General features: G+C 62.4%; 20 protein-coding genes and 1 tRNA gene. 13 read left to right on the forward strand and 8 right to left on the reverse strand.

Translation table 11 applies throughout. From position 1 onward, the window contains the following. The first annotated feature begins 8 nt into the window (after positions 1 to 8). Together HB630_RS09290 and HB630_RS09295 are read left to right on the forward strand one after the other, a co-directional pair. On the forward strand, positions 9 to 1,964 hold the full coding sequence (locus HB630_RS09290; RefSeq protein ID WP_213771951.1) for a thiamine pyrophosphate-dependent enzyme: 1,956 nt from the start codon (positions 9 to 11) through the stop codon (positions 1,962 to 1,964). A gap of 15 nt (positions 1,965 to 1,979) precedes the next feature. After that, positions 1,980 to 2,378 carry a cytochrome c gene (locus tag HB630_RS09295; RefSeq protein ID WP_213771952.1) on the forward strand — a complete coding sequence of 133 codons (399 nt, stop codon included), beginning with the start codon at positions 1,980 to 1,982 and terminating at the stop codon, positions 2,376 to 2,378. A gap of 40 nt (positions 2,379 to 2,418) precedes the next feature. Here HB630_RS09295 and HB630_RS09300 read toward each other — a convergent pair whose 3' ends face one another. Together HB630_RS09300 and HB630_RS09305 are read right to left on the reverse strand one after the other, a co-directional pair. Next, the gene (locus tag HB630_RS09300; RefSeq protein WP_213771953.1) at positions 2,419 to 4,044 is read right to left on the reverse strand and encodes an MDR family MFS transporter; all 1,626 of its coding nucleotides are present in this window, start codon (positions 4,042 to 4,044) and stop codon (positions 2,419 to 2,421) included. After that, on the reverse strand, positions 3,983 to 5,260 hold the full coding sequence (locus HB630_RS09305) for an HlyD family secretion protein (protein ID WP_213771954.1): 1,278 nt from the start codon (positions 5,258 to 5,260) through the stop codon (positions 3,983 to 3,985). The genes HB630_RS09300 and HB630_RS09305 overlap by 62 nt, the downstream gene beginning before the upstream one ends. Before the next feature lie 112 nt (positions 5,261 to 5,372). Here HB630_RS09305 and HB630_RS09310 point away from each other — a divergent pair, with 112 nt between their 5' ends. Next, positions 5,373 to 6,041, forward strand: a complete 669-nt coding sequence (locus tag HB630_RS09310) for a TetR/AcrR family transcriptional regulator (RefSeq protein WP_213771955.1) — start codon at positions 5,373 to 5,375, stop codon at positions 6,039 to 6,041. A gap of 3 nt (positions 6,042 to 6,044) precedes the next feature. On the opposite strand, the gene HB630_RS09315 is transcribed toward HB630_RS09310, so the two are convergent. After that, complete coding sequence (locus tag HB630_RS09315) at positions 6,045 to 6,947, reverse strand: LysR family transcriptional regulator (protein WP_213771956.1); 903 nt, start codon at positions 6,945 to 6,947, stop codon at positions 6,045 to 6,047. A 124-nt stretch (positions 6,948 to 7,071) separates the two neighbouring features. Here HB630_RS09315 and HB630_RS09320 point away from each other — a divergent pair, with 124 nt between their 5' ends. The 3 genes from HB630_RS09320 to HB630_RS09330 all read left to right on the forward strand — a co-directional run bounded on the left by HB630_RS09320 (position 7,072) and on the right by HB630_RS09330 (position 10,459). Next, positions 7,072 to 7,818 carry an SDR family oxidoreductase gene (locus tag HB630_RS09320; RefSeq protein ID WP_213771957.1) on the forward strand — a complete coding sequence of 249 codons (747 nt, stop codon included), beginning with the start codon at positions 7,072 to 7,074 and terminating at the stop codon, positions 7,816 to 7,818. A gap of 30 nt (positions 7,819 to 7,848) precedes the next feature. Continuing rightward, positions 7,849 to 9,123 (forward strand): MFS transporter, encoded by a 1,275-nt coding sequence (locus HB630_RS09325; protein WP_213771958.1) that lies wholly within the window; start codon positions 7,849 to 7,851, stop codon positions 9,121 to 9,123. A gap of 70 nt (positions 9,124 to 9,193) precedes the next feature. Beyond that, the gene (locus HB630_RS09330; RefSeq protein ID WP_213771959.1) at positions 9,194 to 10,459 is read left to right on the forward strand and encodes a threonine ammonia-lyase; all 1,266 of its coding nucleotides are present in this window, start codon (positions 9,194 to 9,196) and stop codon (positions 10,457 to 10,459) included. 10 nt (positions 10,460 to 10,469) lie between these two features. Here HB630_RS09330 and HB630_RS09335 read toward each other — a convergent pair whose 3' ends face one another. The 4 genes from HB630_RS09335 to HB630_RS09350 all read right to left on the reverse strand — a co-directional run bounded on the left by HB630_RS09335 (position 10,470) and on the right by HB630_RS09350 (position 13,689). Next, on the reverse strand, positions 10,470 to 11,042 hold the full coding sequence (locus HB630_RS09335) for a MarR family transcriptional regulator (RefSeq protein ID WP_213771960.1): 573 nt from the start codon (positions 11,040 to 11,042) through the stop codon (positions 10,470 to 10,472). 95 nt (positions 11,043 to 11,137) lie between these two features. Further along, the gene (locus HB630_RS09340) at positions 11,138 to 11,896 is read right to left on the reverse strand and encodes an ABC transporter permease (RefSeq protein ID WP_213771961.1); all 759 of its coding nucleotides are present in this window, start codon (positions 11,894 to 11,896) and stop codon (positions 11,138 to 11,140) included. Positions 11,897 to 11,899: 3 nt separating this feature from the next. Further along, entirely contained in the window at positions 11,900 to 12,721 is an 822-nt protein-coding gene (locus HB630_RS09345; protein WP_213771962.1) for an ABC transporter ATP-binding protein, read from the reverse strand. After that, positions 12,718 to 13,689: an ABC transporter substrate-binding protein gene (locus tag HB630_RS09350; protein WP_249780772.1), complete on the reverse strand. Its 972-nt coding sequence runs from the start codon at positions 13,687 to 13,689 to the stop codon at positions 12,718 to 12,720. Before HB630_RS09350 ends, HB630_RS09345 begins: the two co-directional genes overlap by 4 nt. A 303-nt stretch (positions 13,690 to 13,992) precedes the next feature. On the opposite strand from HB630_RS09350, the gene HB630_RS09355 reads away from it, so the two are divergent. The 3 genes from HB630_RS09355 to HB630_RS09365 all read left to right on the forward strand — a co-directional run bounded on the left by HB630_RS09355 (position 13,993) and on the right by HB630_RS09365 (position 17,866). Beyond that, positions 13,993 to 15,123, forward strand: coding sequence for an FAD-dependent monooxygenase (locus HB630_RS09355; protein WP_213771963.1), 1,131 nt, complete (start codon positions 13,993 to 13,995; stop codon positions 15,121 to 15,123). A gap of 9 nt (positions 15,124 to 15,132) precedes the next feature. Then, positions 15,133 to 16,083, forward strand: coding sequence for a polysaccharide deacetylase family protein (locus HB630_RS09360; protein WP_249780773.1), 951 nt, complete (start codon positions 15,133 to 15,135; stop codon positions 16,081 to 16,083). An 85-nt stretch (positions 16,084 to 16,168) separates the two neighbouring features. After that, a complete protein-coding gene (locus HB630_RS09365; protein WP_213771964.1) occupies positions 16,169 to 17,866 on the forward strand; it encodes a methyl-accepting chemotaxis protein in 1,698 nt (565 codons plus the stop codon). Between the two features lie 43 nt (positions 17,867 to 17,909). Here the strand turns inward: HB630_RS09365 and HB630_RS09370 are convergent. Continuing rightward, positions 17,910 to 17,979 (reverse strand) — tRNA-Arg (locus HB630_RS09370). Positions 17,980 to 18,113: 134 nt separating this feature from the next. On the opposite strand from HB630_RS09370, the gene HB630_RS09375 reads away from it, so the two are divergent. The 4 genes from HB630_RS09375 to HB630_RS09390 all read left to right on the forward strand — a co-directional run bounded on the left by HB630_RS09375 (position 18,114) and on the right by HB630_RS09390 (position 22,507). Continuing rightward, positions 18,114 to 19,385: an integrase family protein gene (locus tag HB630_RS09375; protein ID WP_213771965.1), complete on the forward strand. Its 1,272-nt coding sequence runs from the start codon at positions 18,114 to 18,116 to the stop codon at positions 19,383 to 19,385. A 34-nt stretch (positions 19,386 to 19,419) separates the two neighbouring features. Next, positions 19,420 to 20,103: a hypothetical protein gene (locus tag HB630_RS09380; RefSeq protein ID WP_213771966.1), complete on the forward strand. Its 684-nt coding sequence runs from the start codon at positions 19,420 to 19,422 to the stop codon at positions 20,101 to 20,103. A 482-nt stretch (positions 20,104 to 20,585) separates the two neighbouring features. Continuing rightward, positions 20,586 to 21,830, forward strand: a complete 1,245-nt coding sequence (locus tag HB630_RS09385) for an AAA family ATPase (protein WP_213771967.1) — start codon at positions 20,586 to 20,588, stop codon at positions 21,828 to 21,830. A gap of 230 nt (positions 21,831 to 22,060) precedes the next feature. Further along, on the forward strand, positions 22,061 to 22,507 hold the full coding sequence (locus HB630_RS09390) for a hypothetical protein (protein ID WP_213771968.1): 447 nt from the start codon (positions 22,061 to 22,063) through the stop codon (positions 22,505 to 22,507). The last annotated feature ends 347 nt before the right edge of the window (positions 22,508 to 22,854 follow it).

Below are 22,854 nucleotides of genomic sequence, written 5' to 3' on the forward strand. Positions count from 1 at the left end.
AGGAAGCCATGTCCAAACGCAGCAGTTCCAAACGCAGCAGTGCGCCTGATGTTGGTCGTCGAAATTTCCTGAAAGGTGCATCCATCGCGGGTGCCGCGGCCCTGACCGCTCCGGCGGCGGCCAACACTGCGATTTCGGGTGTTTCGGAGCCGCGTCCCAAGGCCACGGTCCCCGGAGCGAAGCTTGCCGCCGCCGATGCGATGCCGCCACCGGCCGATCCCGTCAATCAAACCTCGAGCGGCGGCGACTTTATGGTCGATGTGCTCAAGTCGCTCGACATCGACTATCTCGCGATGAATTGCGCGTCGAGTTTCCGCGGCCTGCACGAGGCGGTCATCAACCACGGCGGCAACACCAAGCCTGAAATCATCACCTGTCCGCATGAGGAAATCGCAGTCCATATGGGGCAGGGCTACGCCAAGATGGAGGGCAAGCCGCTCGCCATGATCTGCCACGGCGTGGTCGGCCTGCAGCATGCGTCGATGGCGATGTACAACGCCTGGTGTGATCGTGTGCCGGTGATTGTCATGGGCGGCAACATCATGGAGGCCGACAAGCGCGCGCCCGGCGCCGAATGGCCGCATTCCGCGATCGACCCGGCGGCGCTGACCCGCGATTTCGTCAAATGGGACGATCAGCCGGCGTCGCTGCAGCATTTCGCGGAGTCGGCGGTGCGCGCCTACAAGATCGCGACCACGCCGCCGATGGCGCCGGTGATGCTGTCGCTTGACGCCGAACTGCAGGAGAACCCGATCGAGAACCGCGACCTGCTGCGGATTCCGAAATTTTCCAGCGTGATCCCGCCGCAGGGCGATGAGGCGGCGCTGGCGCAACTCGCCAAGATGCTGGTCGAGGCGGAGAATCCGGTCATCATCTGCGACCGGGTGGCGCGGACCCCGGCCGCCATGCCGCGGCTGGTGGAGCTTGCGGAAACGCTGCAATGCGCGGTCATCGACAATTACGGCCGGATGAATTTTCCGTCGCGGCATCCGCTGAACCAGTCGTTCCGCCGCTCGATCATTTCGCAGGCCGACGTCATCGTCGCGATGGAGGTCAACGAATTGTGGGGTTCGCTGAGCGACTTCCACGACCGCATCGTCCGCACCTCCTCGCCGAATTACAAGAAGACCGCCAAGATCGTCACGCTGGGCACGCGCGACCTCTACATGAAGGCCAATTACCAGGATCTTGGCCGCTATCAGGACGTCGATCTCGATATCGCCGGCGACGCCGAAGCAAGCCTGCCAACCCTGATCGAGCAGGTGAAACGCCTGACCGACGAAGGCCGCAAATCTGCGTTCGAAGCGCGCGGCAAAAAGCTCGCCGCCGCCAAGCTCGCGACCATCGCGCAGGCCAAGTCGGATGCAACCATCGGCTGGGATTCCAGCCCGATCACCACGGCCCGGCTGTGCGTCGAACTCTACAACCAGATCAAGGACGAGGACTGGTCGCTGGTCGGCACCTCGATCCGGCTGGCATGGCCGCACAAACTATGGAATTTCGACAAGCCGTATCAATGGAACGGCGTCGCCGGTGGCGGCGGCATAGGATATACTTTGCCGTCTTCGCTCGGCGCGGCGCTGGCCAACAAGCGGCATGGCCGCCTGACGGTCGCGATCGGCGGCGACGGCGACTTCATGTTCGTGCCGGGGACGTTGTGGACGGCGGCGCATCACCGCATTCCCCTGCTCTATATCGTGCATAACAACCGTGCCTATCATCAGGAATACATGTATCTGCAGGCGATGGCGGCGCGCCACGGCCGCGGCATCACCAACACCGATATCGGCACCACGCTCAAGGATCCGTTTATCGACTACGCCACGCTCGCCAAGGGCTTTGGCGTCTATGGCGAAGGTCCGATCAGCGATCCGAATACGCTCGGCCCGGCGCTGAAACGCGCCATCGCCATGGTCAAGGGCGGGCAGCCGGCGCTGCTCGATGTCGTGATGGACCAGCGCTAGGCAAGGATGATGCAGATGTTCGCACGCGATCTCACGGCATCGGTCAACCGGCTCTGCATGGTTGCATTGCTGGTGGCTTTGTCCGCCGCCGGCAGCCTGATGGCGGCGCGCGCCGATGATGCGCTGGTGGGTGATCCCGTCAACGGCAAGCGCATCTATCTCGCGGATGGCTGTTTCGAATGCCACGGCCGCGCCGGGCAGGGTGGCAATTTCAACTATCCGACCCCCGTGCTGGCGCAGATCGAGCTGCCGGTGGAATCCTTCATCGCGTTTATCCGGGAAGCGCCGAACGATATGCCGTCATTTTCCGCCGACGTGCTGTCCGACAAGGAAGCCGCCGATATCCACGCTTTCCTGAGCTCGCTGCCGGGCCCCAAATCGGGCAAGGACCTGCCGCCGATCTTGAACCAATAAAAGATATCCGCCGCTTCGCGCGAGGCGGCAGATATGGTCTTTAATGCGCGCCGGCGCCGCTGGCGCCTTTGACTTTGCGGGTCAGCATCACGGCGATCGCGGACAGAACCAGCACGAACCCAAGCACCGCAAAGGTGTCGCCAAAGCCCATCACCAGCGCCTGATGCTTGACGGTATTGCCGAGGGCGACGATCGCCTGCGCCCGTGCGGCGGCTGGATCGGGCACGCCGTGGGCCATGAAATAGTCCGTCATCGCGGCCAGCCGGTCACGCACTTCCTCGCGGCCGAGCGTGACCGACTGGCCGATGATGTTGGAATGAAACTGCTCGCGCTTGGTGATCACGGTCGCGAGCACGGCCGTGCCGATGGCGCCGCCGAGATTGCGGAACATGTTGCTGATGCCGGAGGCGGCCGCGGCCTCCTGCGGCGCGATATCGCCTGTCGTCACCGAGGTCAGCGGCGTCAGCACCATGGCCTGGCCGATAGCGCGCACGATGTTCGGAATCCAGAGCTGGTCGCCGGCATAATCCGGCGACATCGCCGTGTTCATGAAGCAGCTATAGGCGAAGATCATCAGGCCCACGAAAGCGATGTAGCGGGTGTCGAAGCGCTGCATCAATTTCGGCACCAGCGGAATCAGGATCAGCTGCGGCAGCCCGGTCCAGGCCATCACCGAGCCGATCTGCTCGGCGTTGTAACCCTGCGCCTGGCCGAGATAGGCTGGCAGCAGATAGACCGATCCGAACAGCGCAAAGCCGAGCAGCGTCATCGCGATGGTGCCGAAGCCGAAATTGCGCCCCTTCAACAGCCGCAACCGGATCAGAGGTTTTTCGGCCGAGAGTTCGATCCAGGTAAACAGCGTCAGGCTGACGGCGGCGATCGCGGCGAGGCGCAGGATGAAGGGCGAGGAGAACCAGTCATCCTTGTTGCCTTCCTCGAGCACGGTCTGCAGCGCGGACAGGCCGATCGCCATGGTGACGATGCCGGCCCAGTCGCCCTCTTTCAGAAGCTTGAGCTGCTTCGGCTGCCGCTCCAGCGTCAGATAAAGCGCGATCACCATCACTACGGTCGGGATCACGTTGACGAAAAAGATCGTCCGCCAGCCGTAATTCTCGGTCAGATAGCCGCCGATGGTCGGCCCGATCGCCGGTGCGAAGGTGACGGACAATGCGAAGATCGCCAGCCCGACCGGCTGCTGCGGCTTCGGCAGTTTGGTCAGCACCAGCGTGAACGCCATCGGAATCAGGACGCCGCCGGCAAAGCCCTGCAAGCCGCGCATGGCGATCATCGACGGCAGATCGTGGGTGAACGCGCAGGCCACTGAGAACACCGCAAACAGCGTGGCGCTCACGAGCATGTAGGTGCGGAACGAGAACACCCGGCTCAGATAATCGGTGAGGGGGATCACGATGATCTCGCCGATCAAATACGACGTCGAGATCCAGGAGCCGTTGTCGACGCCGGTGCCGATGCCGCCTTCGATATTGAGCAGCGAGGCGTTGGTGATCTGGATGTTCAGGATCGCCATGAACGAACCGATCATGGCGGCGAGCACGGCGATCCAGGTCGTGGCGCTGGCGCGGTTCGGATCGGCCGCGGGCTGGTCAGATGCTGTGCGCGAGGCCGGCGGCGCGGATATCGAGACGGACAGGCTGGGATTGGACATGGCACGACGCTCCGGAAACCGTCTTCGGCGCTTTGGCCGTAATGGCCGCTTCGCGGCTGGTGTTGGACGAACGGGTCTCGATGGTCGGGATCACCGACATGCCGGGACGCAGTTCCACGGCGGAATCGCGGGCGGTATCGAGCGCGATCTTCACCGGGATGCGCTGCACCACCTTGGTGAAATTGCCGGTGGCGTTGTCCGGCGGCAGCAGCGCGAATTCCTGGCCGCTTGCGGGCGCGATGCTGTCGACATGGCCATGCACGACCTGGCCGGGGAACATGTCGACGGCGATATCGACCGCCTGGCCTTCATGGACGTCGGTGAGCTGCGTCTCCTTGTAATTCGCCACCACATAGGCGCCTTCGACCGGCACCACCGACATCAATTGCGTCCCGGCCTGCACGAACTGGCCGACGCGCAGGGTGCGGTTGCCGACCACGCCGTCGATCGGCGCTGTGATCGTGGTGTAGCCGAGATTGAGATCGGCCTGGTTCTGCGTGGCTTCGGCGCGGGTGGCGGCCGCGCTCGCCTGAACGATCTCGGCCTTGAGCAGATCAACCTGTTTTTGCGCCGAGATCAGGTTGGCGGCGTCGCGCTCCAGCGTCGCCTGCGCGCTGGCGATATGCGCTTGCGCCTGCTGCGCATTCTGCACGCTGCCGGATCCGGTCGCGGCCAGATCGGTGTAGCGCTTGTTGTCCTGGGCGGCGAAGGTCACGTTGGCCTGATCGACCGCGATGGTCGCTTTGGCGGCGTTGATGACGGCTTGCTGGACATCGAGCTGGGCCTGCTTGCTGGCGACCGTGGCTTTGGCCGCCGCGACATCGGCCCTGGCCTGGTCGAGCGCGACCCGGTAGTCGCGGTCGTCGATCCGCGCCAGCACCTGCCCTGCCTTGACGCGCTCATTGTCGTTCACCAGCACGTCGTGGAGATAGCCGGGGACCTTGGGGGCGATGGTGGTGTTGTCGGCCTTCACATAGGCGTCGTCGGTGGAAACCAGATATTGGCCGACCGTCCAGTAGTCCCAGCCATACCAGGCGGCGCCCGCCAGCACGGCGATCGCCGCCCCCGCCATCAACAGCTTGCGGGCATTAAACTTTTTCGCGGCCGTCACCGGAATGGCGGCCTCGACCCTGCCGGATCCGCCGGCCGGCAGCGCGCCCTCGGTCGCCGCGGCAACCGCCTGTTCGGGTTCGAATGTGCTGGAATGGACGGTCATGGCGCTTGCTCCTGTGGCGTTTCGCCGGGTGGAGTATTTTGGAAACTTGACAATTTCCAAAATAGGGCCCATATCAAAACTGTCAATGGAATGACAGGCATCATATTAAAGCATGACTGAAGGCAGAACTGCCGCCGATCGCCGCTGCCGGGGCCGTCCGCAACTCCGCTCCGACGAGGAGACGCGTCAAATCATCTACGAGGCCGCACGGCACGAATTCTCCGCCAACGGCTATGCCGCGACCAGCACCGAAATCGTGGCGCGCCGCGCCGGCGTTTCCACCAAGACACTCTATCGGCTGATTCCGAACAAGGCCGCCTTGTTCGAGGGCATGGTGTCCGACCGGCTCGACCATTTTCTCTCGGACGTCAATCTGCACGCTGCCGATCATTTCGATCTCGAAGAGGCGCTCAACGCGGCCTTGATGGCCTGCGCCAATCTGGCGCTGGACAAGGAGGTCGTCGGGCTGCAGCGGATCGTGTTGCAGGAGACCGGCCAGTTTCCCGATCTTGCCGCGACGTTCTACCGGAACGGCATTGCGCGTACCGTTGTGGCGCTGGCGGATTGGCTGCGGGTTCAGGTGAAGCGCGGGCTGATCGTGCTCGACGATGCGGACGAGGCGGCCGGTATCCTGATTGGCATGGTCGCTTCGGCGCCGCAGCGCGCCGCGCTGTTCGGCGGCCTGCCGCTGCCCTCGCGCCCGGAGATCGAACGGCGCGTTCGCACCTGCGCGGCGCTGTTCCTGCGCGGCTGTCGCGCTGAAGGCGCGCGCAAGCCGTAAAATTTACTTTGCTGCGGCCGATACCCGTTTGATGAGCTCGCCGATCCGTGACAGGAACAGACGCAGCGTCGGCGACGTGTTGGCCGTGTGATAGCCGACCACGAGGTCGATCGTTGGCGCATCGCCCTCGATCGGCCGGCTGACGACCGACCAGGGCAGGAAATTTTGCGCGTAGCGCGGCAGCAGCGCGACACCGCGGGTCGAGGCGACCAGCGAGATCGCCATCGCGAGATTGTCCGCTTCATGCGCCGGCGTGATCTTCAGGCCGGTTCGCTGGATGTAGCCGTCGATCACCGCACGAAGCGACGGCGCGGTTTTCGACACGTTGATGAAGGGCTGGCCCGCGATCTCGCTGATGTCGATGCTGTCACGGGCGGTGAGTCGATGGTCGCTCGGCAGCACGACGACAAGCGGCTCGCGCGTCACCGTCTTGAAGATGAGATCGGGCGCGTCCGCTTCTCGCCGCATGAAGGCCAGATCGAGCTTGCCGCGCGCCAGCGCCTCGGCAAGGTTCGGTGAATAGGCGCTGGTGACGGTGACGTCGATATTGGGCAGCTCGTCGCGCAGGATATGCATGGCCTCGGGCAGCCAGTCCATTTCCTGACCGGTCAGAAAGCCCAGCGCAAAGCCGGGCTTTTCCGGCTGCGCGGCGCGCCGCGCGGCTTCGCGCGCCGCCTCGACCTGGACCAATGCCAGCCGCGCATGATCGAGAAACGCCTTGCCGGCGGCGGTCAGTTCGACGCCGTGAACGCTCCGCGTCAGCAGCGGCACGCCGACCTCGTATTCGAGGTCGCGAATCTGGCGGCTCAGCGATGGCTGCGATGTGTGCAACCGGTGTTCGGCGGCAACCGTCAGACTGCCTTCCTCGGCGACCGCCACGAAATAACGGAGATGGCGCAGTTCCATAAGCGATACCATACCTGCGAGGCATGGATTGGAACCTACAAAGTCTTTTTCAGCAGTTCAATGCTGAATTACCTCATGCGCCACCAGCATGGCGTTGGGCCGTGCCCCAGCTCAGGAGGTCATCATGACCGCTCTTTCCGGAAAAACCGCCCTCGTTACCGGCGCCTCGCGCGGGATCGGCCGCGCCAGCGCGTTGGCTCTCGCTAAAGCGGGCGCGCAGGTGCTCGTCCATTACGGCCGCGGCAAGGACGAGGCTGAAGCCGTCGTTCAGGAGATCCGCAAGGCCGGCGGACGCGCCGAGGCGGTCGCCGCCAACCTTGCCGCGCCGGATGGCGCGCAGGCGCTCGCCAAGCAGGTCCGTGCCATCATCGGCGATCGTCTCGATGTCCTCGTCGCCAACGCCGGAGTCTCCAAGGCGGCGACCCTCGAAGAAACGACGGTCGAGGATTTCGACAATCTGTTCGCCGTCAACGTCCGCGCGCCATTCTTCCTGGTGCAGCAATTGCTGTCGACCCTCGGGCCCGGCAGCAGCGTGGTGATGGTCTCTTCGCTCGCCGCGCATGCCTCGGTCGGCAACCTCGCCGCCTATGCGGCGAGCAAGGGCGCGATCGATACGCTGGTGAAGCATTTCGCGGCGGCGCTCGGACCGCGCGGCATCCGCGTCAATGCGGTGGCGCCGGGCGTGGTCGAAACCGACATGTCGAATTTTGCCAAAACCGATGCCGGGCGCGATTTCACGCTTGCGATGCAGGCGCTGAAGCGGGTCGCACAGCCTGACGACATCGGCGATGTCGTCGCATTCCTCGCCTCCGAGCAGGCGCGATGGATCAGCGGCGACACTGTCCGCGTCGACGGCGGCTCGAAACTGTAGAGCGTTGATTTCCAGCCAAGGATAACGGCCATGACCGAGGCGATCTGCCTGACCTCCGGATGTTGCGACCGTGACCGGCTCGATGCCGGCACGGTTCGCCGCCGCTTTGTTCTCTCCCGCCGCGCCAGTTTCTGGGTCTCCGCCGGCGTGGTGGCGCATACGCTATGGACCAGCGCCGCGCCGGCGATGGTCTACCGGATCTACGCCGAGCAATGGCATCTGGCGCCGACCACGACGACAGCGATCTTCGCGATCTACCCGATCGTGGTGGTGCTGACGCTGTTGGGATTCGGCGATCTGTCGGACCATATCGGGCGCCGCGCCACGATGCTGATCGGACTTGCAGCCTCGCTCGCCGGTGTGTTCGCCTTCGCGGTCGCGCCCGATGTCGCGTGGCTTCTTGCGGGGCGGGCATTGATGGGGGCGGGCGTCGGCCTCACCGCGAGTCCTTCCACTGCGGCGATGATGGAATTCGCGGCGGAAGGACAATCCCAGCGCGCCGCGTCGATCGCGGCCGCGGCACAGGCGGCCGGCTTTGCCGCGGCATTGCTGCTCGGTGGCGCGTTGGTCGAATATGCGCCTTATCCGACCCGCGTGCCATTCTGGCTGCTGTTCGCGGTTCTTGCCGTGCTGCTGGTCGCGACCTGGGGATTGCCGCGCCAGACCGGCGTGAGCGCAAGCCGTTGGCGGATTCGGATGCCTTACGTTCCGCGGAATTTGCGCGGCGTCTTCATGCTGGCCTCGCTCGCGGCGCTGACCGCCTATACCCACGGTGTTCTCATCCTGTCGTTGGGCGGGCAGGTGGCGCATGATCTCGTGGGATCGTCGAACGCGTTCGTCAACGGCGCGATCCTTGCGCTGTTTCCGGTCGTGTCCGGGATCACCGGGGTTGCCGCAAAGCGGCTCGATGTTCGCGTCGCGATGATTTCCGGAGCCGTTGCCTCGGCGGTCGGCGTCGGCCTGTTCGCGTTCGCTGCGGCGCGTCATGTCTTGCCGGTGTTCCTGGCGGCAACGGCGACCACCGGCATCGGCTACAGCCTGTTGTTCTTCGCCGCACTGGCTGTCGTCAACCATGTGGCGGCGCCGCAGCATCGCGGCGGCATCTTCGCCGCGCTCTATCTTGTCGCGTATCTCTCCCTGGGCTCCGTGGCGCTGGCGCTGGGCGTGATCGCGCGATCCGAAGGGCTCGGATTCGCCATCGAGATCGGCGCCGGCGTCATTGCGCTCCTCAGCCTGGCGACGCTCGGCTGCTCCCTGGCTTGCCCCATCGTCCGAAACGCCGCGGATTCCAGGGATCGAAACTGATGCCTTTGGCCCGATCGTGCTTATCTGGTAATCCGAATCGCAGCGACAGATATGGAACGAGGCCGTCGAAATGCCGAATGCCCCCGGAAATGCGACAGCGGGAAAGCACGTTCCCGCATCGGATTTCAAAAACCTTCCCGTCACGCTGGAGCACGTCAAGGCTGCTGCGGCGACCATTCGCGGCTCGGTCTTGGTCACCGAATGCAATGAGAGCAGGACGCTCAGTGAAATCTGCGGCTGCACCATCTGGCTCAAATTCGAGAACCTTCAGTTCACCTCCACCTTCAAGGAGCGGGGCGCGCTGAACCGGCTCGACGCGCTGTCGCCCGACGAGCGGCGGCGCGGCGTCATCGCGATGTCGGCCGGCAATCATGCGCAAGGCGTCGCCTATCACGCCCGACGGCTTGGCATTCCCGCGACCATCGTGATGCCGATCGGCACGCCGATGGTGAAGGTCGAGAACACAAGGCGGCTTGGCGCCGAAGTCATCGCTTCCGGCAAGACTCTGGAAGAGGCCGGCGAGTTCGCCCGGGCGCATTGCCAGGCCCACGGCATGACTCTGATCCATCCCTATGACGACCCGCTGATCATCGCGGGCCAGGGCACCATCGGGCTTGAAATGCTCGAGGCCGTTCCGCAACTCGATATTTTGGTGGTTCCGATCGGCGGCGGCGGGTTGATCTCCGGCATTGCGGTCGCCGCCAAGTCACTGAAGCCGGACTTGCGGATCATCGGCGTTCAGGCCGAGCTTTATCCCTCGATGTATAACGCGGTCAACGACAGGCATCTGCCGATGCGCGGTGACACGCTCGCCGAGGGCATCGCGGTCAAGGCGCCGGGCCGGATCACCACGGAGATCGTCCGCCAACTGGTCGATGACATCGTGCTCGTCACCGAAGATCAGATCGAACGCGCGGTGGCGATGCTGATTGCCATCGAGAAGACCGTGGCCGAAGGCGCGGGCGCAGCGGGTCTTGCCGCCGTGCTCGCCGCCCCGGAACGCTTTGCGGGCCGCAATGTCGGCCTCGTTCTCACCGGCGGAAATATCGATACGCGGCTGATCGCATCAGTGCTGACCCGCGAGCTCGCCCGCGAGGGGCGTTTGACGCAGCTCGTGATCGACATCGTCGATCGGCCGGGCCAGTTGGCGGCGGTATCGGCGCTGCTTGCCGAGGCCGGTGCCAACATCATCGAAGTCTCACATCAGCGCACGTTTTCCGACCTGCCGGCCAAGGCGACGTTGCTCGAACTGGTGATCGAAACGCGGGACCGCGCGCATCTCGATGACGTCCTGAGCAGCCTCAGCGCGGCGGGATTCAAGGCCCGCTGCTCGTAAGGCCGTCGCATCATTTCGGGCTGTTCGAGCCGGCGCCCTTCGGGGCCGCGGGCCAAGTGTCGATCACCTCGGCGAACCGCGTCAACTCCCGGACAAGGCGCTGTTGACCCTCGGAACCCAGCGGCAACAGCCGGCTGCGCTGCACCTCGAAGACGCGCGGGATCGCTTCGTTGATGACGGCCTCGCCGGCGGCGGTCAACTGGACGCGCAGCGTGCGGCGATCATCGGGCTCCGGCAGCCGAGCCAGGAAATTCTGCGCCTCCAGCCTGTTGAGCCGGCTGGTGAGCCCCGCGCCGCTAAGCAGCAGCGACTGCGCGATCTGCTTCGGCGACAGGCGGTAGGGCGCGCCGGCGCGGCGCAACGCGGTGAGCACGTCGAAGGTGCCGCGAGTCAGCCCGAACGGCTCCAGCGCCTCCTCGATAAAGCCGGTGCATTGCATCTGGATGCGGCCGATCAGGCCGTAGACATGCACCGGGCTGGTGTCGATGTCGGGCCGCTCGGCCTGCCACTGCGAAAAAATCTCGTCGACCTGCTCGCGCGCGGCGCGCCCCTTGCTCACGCGGCGCGACGCGGGCTTGGTCACGGCGGTCTCCCCCGGCGGCTCAGTCGTTGGCTTCGACCTGCTCATTTTCGTTCCTTCATTGGACAGGCGGGATCGGACGCATTGGCCGGTGGGGCTCACGGCGTCCAGTCGACCACGCGCCGCTCGATAAACTCGACGCCATGAAACAGCGCAATGCTGAGCAGCGTCAGCAGCGCGATGGCGGCAAAGGCCAGCGGCGTCTGCGATTGCGCCGTCGATATCAAAATCAGATAGCCGAGGCCGTCCTGCGCCGCCACGAATTCACTGATCACCGCGCCGATCACGGCGAAGGTCACGGCGACCTTGCAGCCGGTGAAGAAGTGCGGCAGCGCCACGGGCAGGCGGAGCCGGCGAAACACCATATGCGGCGATGCGCCGAGCGAGCGCATCAGGTCGAGCATCGTCTTCGGCACCGCCTCGAGCCCGGCAACCATGTTGACCAGGATCGGGAAGAAGCAGACCAGCACGACGACGACGATCTTCGGCCATTCCGACAGCCCGAACCACAGGATGACCAGCGGCGCGACGGCGACCTTGGGCACGGATTGCAGGCCGAGCAGGATCGGATAGAGCAGCTTCCGCGCCAGCGGGTTGAGGCTGATCAGGATCGCCAGCGGCAACGACAGCACGATCGCGAGCAGGAAGCCGCCGACGGTCTCGCGCAGCGTCACCCAGCCGTCCTGTATAAGCTCGGGCGCCCATTTCACCGCCGCCTGGAAGATCGCCGACGGCGCCGGCAGAATCCAGGCCGGTACCTTGAGCGTATCAGCCAGCAATTCCCAGGCCGCGAGCAGAACGAGATAGATCAGCGGCGTGGCGGCGCGGCCGATCAGGCGCGAGGAAGAGGCGGCCATCGGTCAGGCCTGCGCCCGGTTGAAGATGATGTCGCGCACCTGATGTTTGATCTCCTGGAAGCGTGGAAGCTTGACGGTGTCGGCGTTGCGCGGCCGCGGCAGATCGACGGCAATGTCGGTGCGGATCGTGCCCGGCCGTTCCGACATGATCAGCACGCGGTCGCCCAGCAGGATCGCCTCTTCGATATCATGGGTGATCAATAGCGCGGTGCGGCCGAGCTCCTGCCACAGCCGCGACAGCTCGAGCGACAATTCCTCGCGCGTCAAGGCGTCGAGCGCGCCGAACGGTTCGTCCAGCAGCAGCAGGCGGGGATCGGACAGCATCGCGCGGCAGAACGCGGCGCGCTGTTTCATGCCGCCCGACAGCATCTGCGGGCGCAGATGGGCAAAATCCTTCAAGCCGGTCATTTCCAGGAGCCGCATCGCGCGCTCGCGCGAAATCGCCTTCGGCAGCGCCAGCACGTCGGCCGGCAGCAGCACGTTCTCCAGCACGGTGATCCAGGGAAACAGCACGTGTTCCTGGAACACGATGCCGACTTCATGCGACGGTCCGTCCAGCGCCGTGCCGTAGCGCTGCATGACGCCTTCGTTCGGCAGTTCGAGCCCGGCGACGAGACGCAACAGCGTGGACTTGCCGCAGCCGGAGGGGCCGACCACCGAGACAAAGCTGCCGGGCTCGATCCGCAGATCGACCGGCCCGAGCGCATGCACCGATCCGCCGTCGCGCCCGGCATAGGTTTTGGTCACGCCCTTGAGATCGATCGCCGCAACAACCGCCGCGGAGGATCGCGGCGGCGCGGAGCCAGGATAGGCGGCCGCGATCATTCGACGAAGCCGGGCGCAAACAGCTCGGCCGGCTTTACCGGGTTCGCCAGGGTGAAATTCGCGGAGATCACGTCGACGGTGCCGGCGATGCTGTTCGGATCGATCATGCCGAGCGGCTGGCCCTTTACCTCGGCGAGTTCGCTCACGAGCCTGGTTTCGCCTTCGATCACCGCGGGCGATAATTCCTTCTGATACTTCGCCATGATCGCGGCGGCTTCGGCCGGATTGGCGAAGGCGTCCTTCATGCCCTTGATGGTGGCGCGGACGAAGGCGCGGACCTGATCGGGATGCTGCGCGATCATCTCCTCCGAGGCGATGATACCGTTGCCGTAATAGTCCAGGCCGACATCCTTGTAATTGATGCGGACGATCTCCTTTGGCGCGGTGGCCGCCGCGATCAGCGGTTCGCCGACCGAGAACTGGCAGATCGCATCGGCGCGGCCGTTCGCCAATAGCGACGGCAGCGACGAACCTTCCGCGACCACCCATTTCACCTTGTTCGCATCGATGCCGGCAGCCTTGGCGAACGCCGGAAACAACAGGCGGACCGAACTCGACGCGGTGTCGGCGATGGTCTTGCCTTCGAGATCCCTGGGGGAGGCGATGCCGCTACCCTTGATCGCGAAGATCGCCTGCGGCGGCTTCGCATACACGATCGACACCAGCTTGACCGGCACGCCGTCATTGCCGCGCGCCAGCACCAGCGAGCCCGCGTCGGCGAATCCGAATGTCGCGATGCCCGCGGCGACTTTCTTGATGGCGTCGGCCGAGCCCTGGCCGCGCACGAAGTTCACGTCAAAACCTTCGGCCTTGTAGTAGCCCTTTTCGCGCGCGACGTAGAAATACGCGTGGCGGCCGTTGAAGCCGAAATCGGTGACGAAGTTGATGTCCGCCGCGGCCGCGGGACGCACGCCGGCGGCTGCCAGCATCGATACGAGAACAACGGCGAGGCGAGCGCGCAGTTTCATGATCCTGCCTTCGAGGGGAATGGATGGGTTGAACGGAATTGGCTTCGGCGCGGTCGGGCCGCACCGCCGATATCATTCGATATCGAACAAAAACTAGACGTTGACGTAACAAAGATCAACGTGACGGCCGCTCAAAATTTGACGGGGTGGCGCAAAAACAGCGTAAAATATGCACATCTAGCCTGAAAGGCGAGCACCGGCCGGACTTTGTTGACAGGCGCGCCTCCGCCGTTTTAAGCGAATTCATTCGATAGCGTATGATTTGCCGGAGCGACGTTCGGCGCCGGCGGACGGGGTGAACAGATGGATCGAGCGACGCGGATCGCCGTTTTGGGCGCCGGACTGGCGGGCCTTACGGTCGCCGGATTGCTGCAACGCGCGGGTTTTCCGGTTGCGGTGTATGAGCAGTCGCCGGGCTTCTCGCGCATCGGCGCCGGCATCATTCTCGGCGCCGATGTCGCCAAGGTGCTGCGCCGTCTCGATCTCGAACAGGCTTTCGCCACTACCGGCATCCGCCCCGATGCGTTCGTCAGCCGCGCCTGGGACACCGGCGAGACGCTTTACCGGCTGGAGTTCGACGAAGACTGCGAAACGCGCTTCGGCGGTCCCTTTGTCAACATCCACCGCGCCGATCTGCATCAGCTGTTGCAGCGGCCGCTCCAGCCCGGCACGATCCGTTATGGCCACAAGCTCGCGGGGATCGGGGAGACGACCAACGGCGTGACGCTGGCATTCGAGAACGGCGCGACGGCGGAGGCCGATATCGCCATTGGCGCCGACGGCATCCGCTCCAGGGCGCGCGAGATCATCCTGGGCGCCGAAGAGCCGCGCTTCATCGGCCGATCCGCGCCGCGCGCGGTGTTTCCGGCCAATCGCATCAAGGGCGAGCCGATCGGCGACTGCACCAAATGGTGGGCGGCGGATCGGCACACGCTGGCCTATTACATGACCGCGCGCCGCGACGAGGTCTATGTGATGGCGGCGCTGCCGGCCGAGCGCTGGGATGGCGACGGTTCGCCGGTGCCCGGCGATCGCGACGAATTCATCGCCGCGTTCGACGGCGCGCATCCCGATCTGATCCGCGCCGTCGAGGCGGCGGAAGACGTCACGGTATGGCCGATCTTCGATCGCCCGCGCAACGATTGCTGGAGCAAGGGCCGCGTGGTGCTGATGGGCGACGCCTGTCACGCGGTACGCCCGTTCATGGCCGCCGGCGGCTCGATGGCGATCGAGGACGCCGCCATTCTCAGCCGCTGCATCGCAGGCTTCGCCGATCCGGAGACGGCTTTTGCGCGCTACGCCGCGATCCGGATTCCCCGCGTCGCTGAGGTGCAGCGGATCTCGATCGACAACAGCTGGATGCATGGCCCGACCAAGACCGACTGGTTCTTCGGCTATGATCCCTGTCTGGTCCCGCTCGACGCTGCCGCATAAGGAGCCGACATGTCCGATTTCAAAGCCATGCTTCCCGGCGAGATCCGGCCCGATCCGATGCAGGAGCGCGACCTTATCGGCTACGGCGAAATGCCGCCCGATCCACGCTGGCCGGGCGGGGCGAAGATCGCCGTCAGTTTCAGCCTTAACATCGAGGGCGGCGGCGAATCCACTTTGGCCAATGGCGACGCGGTGTCCGAAGGGATGCTCAACGACATCGGCGTTCCCGCCAAGAGCGGCGTGCGCGTGCCGCTGGCGGAATCCGTGTTCGAATATGGCAGCCGGCGCGGGGCCTGGCGCGTGCTCGATATCCTCGACCGGTTTTCCGTTCCGGTCAGCATCCTCGGCGTCGCGCGCGCGTTGGAGCAGAACCCGATTCTCGCCCGCGCCTGCGTCGAGCGCGGCCACGAGATGGTCAGCCACGGCTATCGCTGGGTCGATTATGGCGACATCGACGAGGCGACCGAGCGCGCGCATATCCGCCGGGCCGTCGACACGCTCACGAAACTCACCGGCAGCCGGCCGCGCGGCTGGATGACGGGACGGCCTGGTCCCAATACGCGGCGGCTGATCGCCGAGGAGGGCGGCTTTTTCTACGATCGCGATTCACTCGCCGACGAACTGCCGTACTGGATCGCGACCGCGCACGGGCCGCATCTGGTCATTCCGTATTCGTATGAGGCCAACGACAACCGTTTCAACGAAAATTCCGGCTTCTCGACCGGCGGGCAGTTCTTCGAATACATGCGCGACGGCTTCGACCTGTTATACGCCGAAGGCGTCGCAGGATCGCCGAAGCTGCTGTCGATCGGCCTGCATGACCGTCTGATCGGTCGCCCCGGCCGCGCCGGCGGCCTGATCAAACTGTTGCAGCACATGAAGGGTTTTGACGGCGTCTGGTTTTGTCGTGGCATCGACATCGCGCACCACTGGCGCGCGCATTTTCCGCCAAACGGCTGATGGCCGCGGTGCGGCCCCGGTCCCTCTGATAACGGTCAGTTAATGTTGTATTGCTACCCGTAATCAACCAGAGAGGGATAAGCGGATGCGCCATCTCACCGTCTATCAGCGCCTGGCGATGATTATCGCGGTGCTTTCGGTTGTCTTTGTTGCGGTGTCGGCCACTCAGATTCTGGTGTTGCGCAATGCGGTTCTGGACGAGCGGCGCACCATGATCCGCGACATGGTCGAAGCTGCGGTCAAGGTGTTCGCCTTCTACGACGGCGAGGCAAAGGCCGGCCGGATTGAACCGGATCGGGCGCGTCAATTGGCGTTTGAATCGGTCGGCGCCATGCGCTGGGGCGAATATGCCGACTATGTCGGCGTCTATGGTGCGGGAAATTCCGACGCCGGCGTCACCTATGTGCATGCCAATCCGAAATACATCAACGTCAACCGGTGGGACTTCAAGGACGGCCACGGCAAGTTGCTGATCCAGGATATCGTGCAGACCGCCCGCGCCGGCGGTGGCTATGTCGAATATTTCGCACCGCGCTCCGGCGGCGGCGCCGAACTCCAGAAGCTCTCTTATGTCGGCGCCTTTAGCGCCGGCGACAAGCTTCTCGCGCTTCAGGCCGGCGCCTATGTCGACGACATCGACGCGGTCGTTCTTTATCGATCGGCCTGGGCTGCGATCATCGGGTTGTGCGGGCTGGCCATCGCCGGTGTGGCCGCATTCTGGCTCGGTCGCGGCATGGTCAAGCCGCTCGCCAGAACCTGCGAGGTGATGGACGATCTGACCAAAGGCAATTTTGCGTCCGACGTTCCATTCGTCGACCTGAAGAACGAGATCGGCCGTATGGCGCGAAGCCTCCAGGTCTTCAGGGATCACCTGATCGAGACGGCACGGCTCCGCACCGAGCAGGAGGAGATGAAGTCGCGCGCGGTCGAGGACCGCCGCGCCGTTTTGGCCCGCATTGCCGACGAATTCGAACACAGCATCGGCGGGGTGATCCGGGGGACCGCGGCCGCCGCCGACGAATTGCAGAATTCGGCGTCATCGATGTCCGAGATCGCCGAAGGCACGACAGGCCAAAGCGCGAAGGTCGCTGCCGCCGCGGAGCAGACGGCATCGAACGTTCAGACCGTCGCGGCCTCGGCGGAGCAGCTGTCGTCCTCGATCAAGGAGATCGCGCGGCAAGTCACCCAGTCGACGTCGATTGCGCAGAATGCGGTCGAGCAGGCAACGCGAACCGAGTCCATGGTCGAGAAACTGGTGCATTCCACGCAGAAGATCGGCGAGGTCATGACGCTGATCCAGACGATCGCGGGACAGACCAACCTGCTCGCCCTCAACGCCACGATCGAGGCCGCCCGCGCCGGCGAGGCCGGCAAAGGATTCGCCGTCGTCGCCAACGAGGTCAAAGCTCTGTCGTCGCAGACAGCCAAGGCCACCGACGAAATCGCCAGCCAGATCCAGGCCATCAGCGAGGCGACGGGCTCGACGGTCGACGCCATCCGAGAGATCGGCACGACCATCGGGCAAATGAATGAGATAGCCGGCTCGATCGCCGCCGCCGTCGAGGAGCAGGGCGCTGCGACCCAGGAAATCGCCCGAAGCGTTCAGCAGGCGGCGTCGGGCACGCAGGAGGTCATGCAAACCATTGTGGGCGTTCGCGAAGCCTCGGGCCGGGTTGACGCCGCCGCCACTTCGGTATTGTCCGCAGCCGGACAGTTGACCGCTCAATCCGACCGGCTGGAGAGCGAAACCGGCAAGTTCCTGAGCAACATCCGCGCGGCCTAAGCCGCCTCCAATTGCAAGCGCTGCGATTCAACGATCAGCGCACTGGCGCACCCGACACGATTCGAACGTGTGACCTTTGCCTTCGGAGGGTAAGGGTTGCTGATTTCCTGTGCTTACTCGAAATTTCTCCGAATTGCTTATTGCCCATTTCAGGCTTAAAATTGCCTAAATGAAGGGTAACGGTCGTTTCTTGAGATTTCCTCCATTTTCCAGCGCTTGCTTACCCTCTGCTTACCTGAGGAAAAATTTGGCTAAGCTGACCAAAAGAACAGTCGATGCAGCCGAAACATTCGGTGGGGACCTGTTTATCTGGGACGATGAGCTCCCAGGATTTGGCATGCGGGTCAAGAAAAGCGGGGCCAAGTCCTTCTTAGTACAGTACCGGAACGCCAATGGTCGCAGCCGCCGGCTCACGATTGGGCGGTATGGCGTTCTCACGGCTGAGGAGGCTCGCAGAGAGGCGAAGCTAGCCTTAGGGGATGTCGTGCGTGGGGCTGATCCTGCCGAAGCCCGTAAGCTTGCCCGTGGGGCCATGACGATCAAAGAGCTCGCGCTCGAATACCTCGAAAAGGCGGAGCGCGGCTTGGTATTGACGCGTCGCGGCGACGCCAAGAGTGACTCGACGCTCTACGTCGACAAAGGGCGCGTCCACCGACACATCATCCCGTTGATCGGGAAGCGAACGGTGAAGGATTTCACGCCGACCGATGCCGGACGCTTCCAGCGAGACGTCATAAGCGGCAAGTCCGCCGCTGATATCAAGACCAAGGCCCGTGGCCGAGCCATCGTCAAAGGCGGAAAGGGTACGGCAGCGAGGACCGTTGGTCTGCTAGGCGGGATATTCAGTTACGCTGTCAGCGAGGGATATCGGCCAGATAATCCCATTAGCGGTATGGTACGCCCGAAAGACGGTAATCGCGAATGGCGATTGGACGACGACGGCTATCGAAAGCTCGGCAAATGCCTAGGGACGGCGGACTCCAACGGAGAACACTGGCAACGGGTCATGGCCAGCAAAACGGCAGCTTTGACGGGCTGCCGGCTTGATGAGATTGAAGGACTACTTAAGACAGAAGTCGATCCTGCTGGCATGGCGCTTCGCCTTGGCGACACTAAGACGGGCAAGAGTATTCGCCCTGTTGGATCGGCTGCCATTGCGATCTTGAAGGAGGCAATGGCGAAGTCCGATTCGAAGTATGTTTTCCCGTCAGTCACCAACGACAAGAAGCACCATAATGGTCTGACGCGATGGCTGCAGAAGATATCCGCTAAGGAAGTGCCGGGAATCACAAGCCACGGCCTACGTCATTCTTATTCCTCTATCGCCGAGGACCTCGGCTACACCATCCCGACAATCAAAGCACTAATCGGCCATTCTCGAAAATCGTCTGTAACTGAGGGCTACCTCCACAAAATCGATTCGGCTCTGCTGGCGGCTGCGGACCAGATAGCACGGCATATCGACGACGTAATGAACGGAACGGAAATGACCAAGGTCATTCCATTGCGAAGAGCCTGAGCATCAGGCGATTGTTCATTTCCGATGAAAACACATGAAAAAGCCAAAGCAGCTAAAGTCGACTAAGCTTTCGCCAGAGCTTGAGGCTCTTAAGCAATCACTCCTTCCAAAACCGCCGAGGAACTCCTCAGAGCTTGAAAAGCGCCTTTTTCAAGCCGTTCTCAATAAAATCGAGTGCTCAACTACTGATTCCGGCGGGCTAGAATTCAACTACAGTAAATTAACGCCGGAGGAATGCTTTGCTATTGGCGTGAGTAATTTCGATCCACCCTCAGTTCAAGAAAAGACGCGAGATGTATGGCCCCGTCGTCCGCTGGTTAGTTACGAGGGACGAGCACTTGATGTCGCCCTGCAGCCGACTTCCTCTGATCTAATTGTGGCAGAGAAAAGAGTACGTGAGAGGGCTCGTGCAGAAATCCTTTCCAACATCCGCGGCAGGCAATTCCAGGTCGGGCGGACGAAAGGTGCTTTGAGCCCTATCAATAAATTTTTATTCCGACTGTATACGGAAACGAGTCCGCATCCGACGCTTGAGCAATTGTGGAAGATGCTCTGTAACATGGTGGAAACGAGAGGCCAGCCTGACGGCGATATGGTCACTCTGCAGGAGATTGATGAAGACGTCCTCCGGTACCGTGACAATAAGGGAACAGAAAAAGAGATTAAAAAATCTACAATTCAAAATGCGCTGACGGGTTTCAAGAAATCTGTGCCCTAGGGATTCACAGTTTCCGCTAAACCGTGAGTAGTCTCATTTACGTCCTTCGTCATCAATCACCGGAACTATCCGGCATTTGACGGAAGGATTAAAGAATGGCCATCACGGATAATGCTGCCCAACCACGCCGGTATCGACGCACAGAAGCCAGTCTTTACCTGAAGACCGTTTGGTCTATTGACCGCAAACCTTCGACGCTTGCCAAACTTGCTTGCCTCGGGGGTGGCCCCAAGTTTGAGCACGCGGGCCGCGTTCCGCTTTACCCAGAGCCGGAACTCGACGCCTTCGCTCGATCGATCATAGGGCCGCTTAAGTCATCTACCTCGGATTCCGGCAATGCGACGTAATACGCTGGTCGCCGTTCCATGGAAGCCGCTCTAGCTTGGACAGACGCGCGACGTGCCCTCACGCTCATCAAGCGTGATGTTGCGCTGTGTTCGCGAGAGGGACGAACAAATACTTTATTCAACAGCGCGCGAAAGTTGAGGCAATTCGTCGACGGTGGATTCCTCAGCCCGGCTGAAGTTGAAGACACGATCTGGGAAGTTGCGGAAATGCATGAGCTTCGGGGCGAGCCTGGTTCCCAGACCGAAATGAGTATTGCGCACCTTATCCGCGAGGTGACGGCACCCGCGAGCCTCTACGATCCCGACATCGTTTCCGATGGGGAGGTCATTACATTTCCAACGATTACCCCCAGCGATTGGAGTGGAAGCGCGCCTGAACCAAAGAAGTGGCTTGCCGAGCAGCGCATACCGAGCGGAGACGTCACGATAATCGGGGCAGACGGTGGCTCCGGAAAAACGGAAATTGCTCTCCAGCTCGCGGTGGCAGTCTCCCAGAAACTGGGCAACTGGCTCGGTTGTGCCGTTGATGCCGGTCAAGTGCTATTCTTGAGTGCAGAAGAACCGGAAGACGATATCAGAATACGAGTGAATCGAATTTGTCATCAGTACTGCATCAATCCGGATACAATTCGCGACCTGCATTTCCGATTCCCTGACCTCGATGCCACGCTACTGATTGATGTCGATGTGAGTTCATCGGGAATAAGGAAAACCAATCTTTTCAGGTCGATGGAGGGGTGGGTTCGGAGCCACGGGCCTGCTCTCGTCATAATCGACGCCGTTGCAGCCGTCTTTGGAGCAGATAACGTCTCGCGAAAGCAGGTGCGTGCGTTCATAGCAGCCTTGAGGAAGATCGCTCACGAGACCGGAGCCGCTTTTTTGCTTCTCGATCATCCAAGCGTTCGCGGGATGCGTGATCAAACCGGAACCGTCGGGTCTGTGGACTGGAACAATGCCGTCAGGTCGCGGATGTACCTGACAACAGATAGGCGCGATCCAGATGCTCGAACACTTGAGATCATGAAAGCAAACGGTGGCAAACGGGGCGAGAAGATTAGCTTGCGCTGGACAGCGTACACTTTTGTGGTCGAGAGGATTGAGGCACCTCCACGGCATGTAGCTGCGGATGCAGTTGATGATATATTCCTAAGGCTGTTGGAAAAGTTCACAGCACGAGGGCGCCACGTATTTCCTCACAAGGGACGCGGTTTCGCTCCGAAAGAATTTGAGAGCCATCCCGACGCCGGTGGCATCAGCACGAGAGCTTTTGCTGCTTCCATGGACCGCCTACTTAGCACCGGCAAGATTGTAGCTGTACAGTCTGGACCGCCATCAAAGCGGGTAACCTACATAGCTATAGCAGGACCGAACAATGACTGAATTTCCCTTCGATCACCTCCGATCATTCAGAATCGGGCTTCGATCATCCTTCGGTCATCTATGCGATCGGGCTTCTATCTCATTTCAACCACCATTCGATCATCCTTCTTCCTTTCCCCCAAACCCCCTTGATGGTCGAAGGTGCCCTTCGGGGCCTGTTGGCCCCTCTGACACCAACCGACCTTGACTTGCCGGTTCAGCAGATAGCCGCGAATAGCGAGGAAAGCCCTATGCGCAAATACGCCGTGAAACCGCGAGGCCGTCCGTTTGGACCAGGAAATCCTGGGAAGCCGCTGGGCGCTCGCCACAAAATTACGCTCGCTGTTGAAGCCTTGTTGGATGGTGAGGCGGGCGCATTGACTCGGAAAGCGATTGAGCTCGCTTTGGCTGGCGACATTATTGCGCTCCGGCTCTGCCTAGATCGTATCGCGCCACTTAGGAGAGGACGTCCGGTGGCCATTTCGTTGCCTGACGTGAACAACTCTCAAGGCGTCGCCGACGCACTGGCCGCTGTCGTGACGGCCATGGGCGAAGGCTCGATCACGGCTGACGAAGCATCCGCGATGTGCGCGATCATAGAGACCCGTCGACGCGCCATAGAGACTGTAGAATTGGAAGCTCGAATGGTCGCAATTGAGAAGCGGCTAAAATCCGATGAATCGAAAACTCGAGAATAGGTTGCGCGCCGCCGAGAAGCAGAGTACCGGCTCAGAACATGACCTTCACATCGTATACGTGAAAGGAGGGTTGGCCGGCGCTACCAGATGCGCAACGGCAAATGGTCAGCATTGGCCCCGGCTCACCGAAGAACTAATTGAGAACTTTGAAAAGAGAGTTATCGCAGAAGCGAGGAGTGTCGGCCTGAAAAACTTGGTAATAGGAGGATTATGTTTGTGCTGTTGGAAAGAGCCAGCTAGCTTTGAAGCTTACCTTGCTGGCCCTGATTTTCCTGAAGCGCCACCGGCGGAAATGGCTAATCGGCACTCATTAAGCCTTCGCATGTAGTCGACGTCCCTTAACATCG

The sequence above is a fragment of the Bradyrhizobium sp. dw_78 genome (assembly GCF_018449525.1).
Lineage (GTDB): Bacteria > Pseudomonadota > Alphaproteobacteria > Rhizobiales > Xanthobacteraceae > Bradyrhizobium.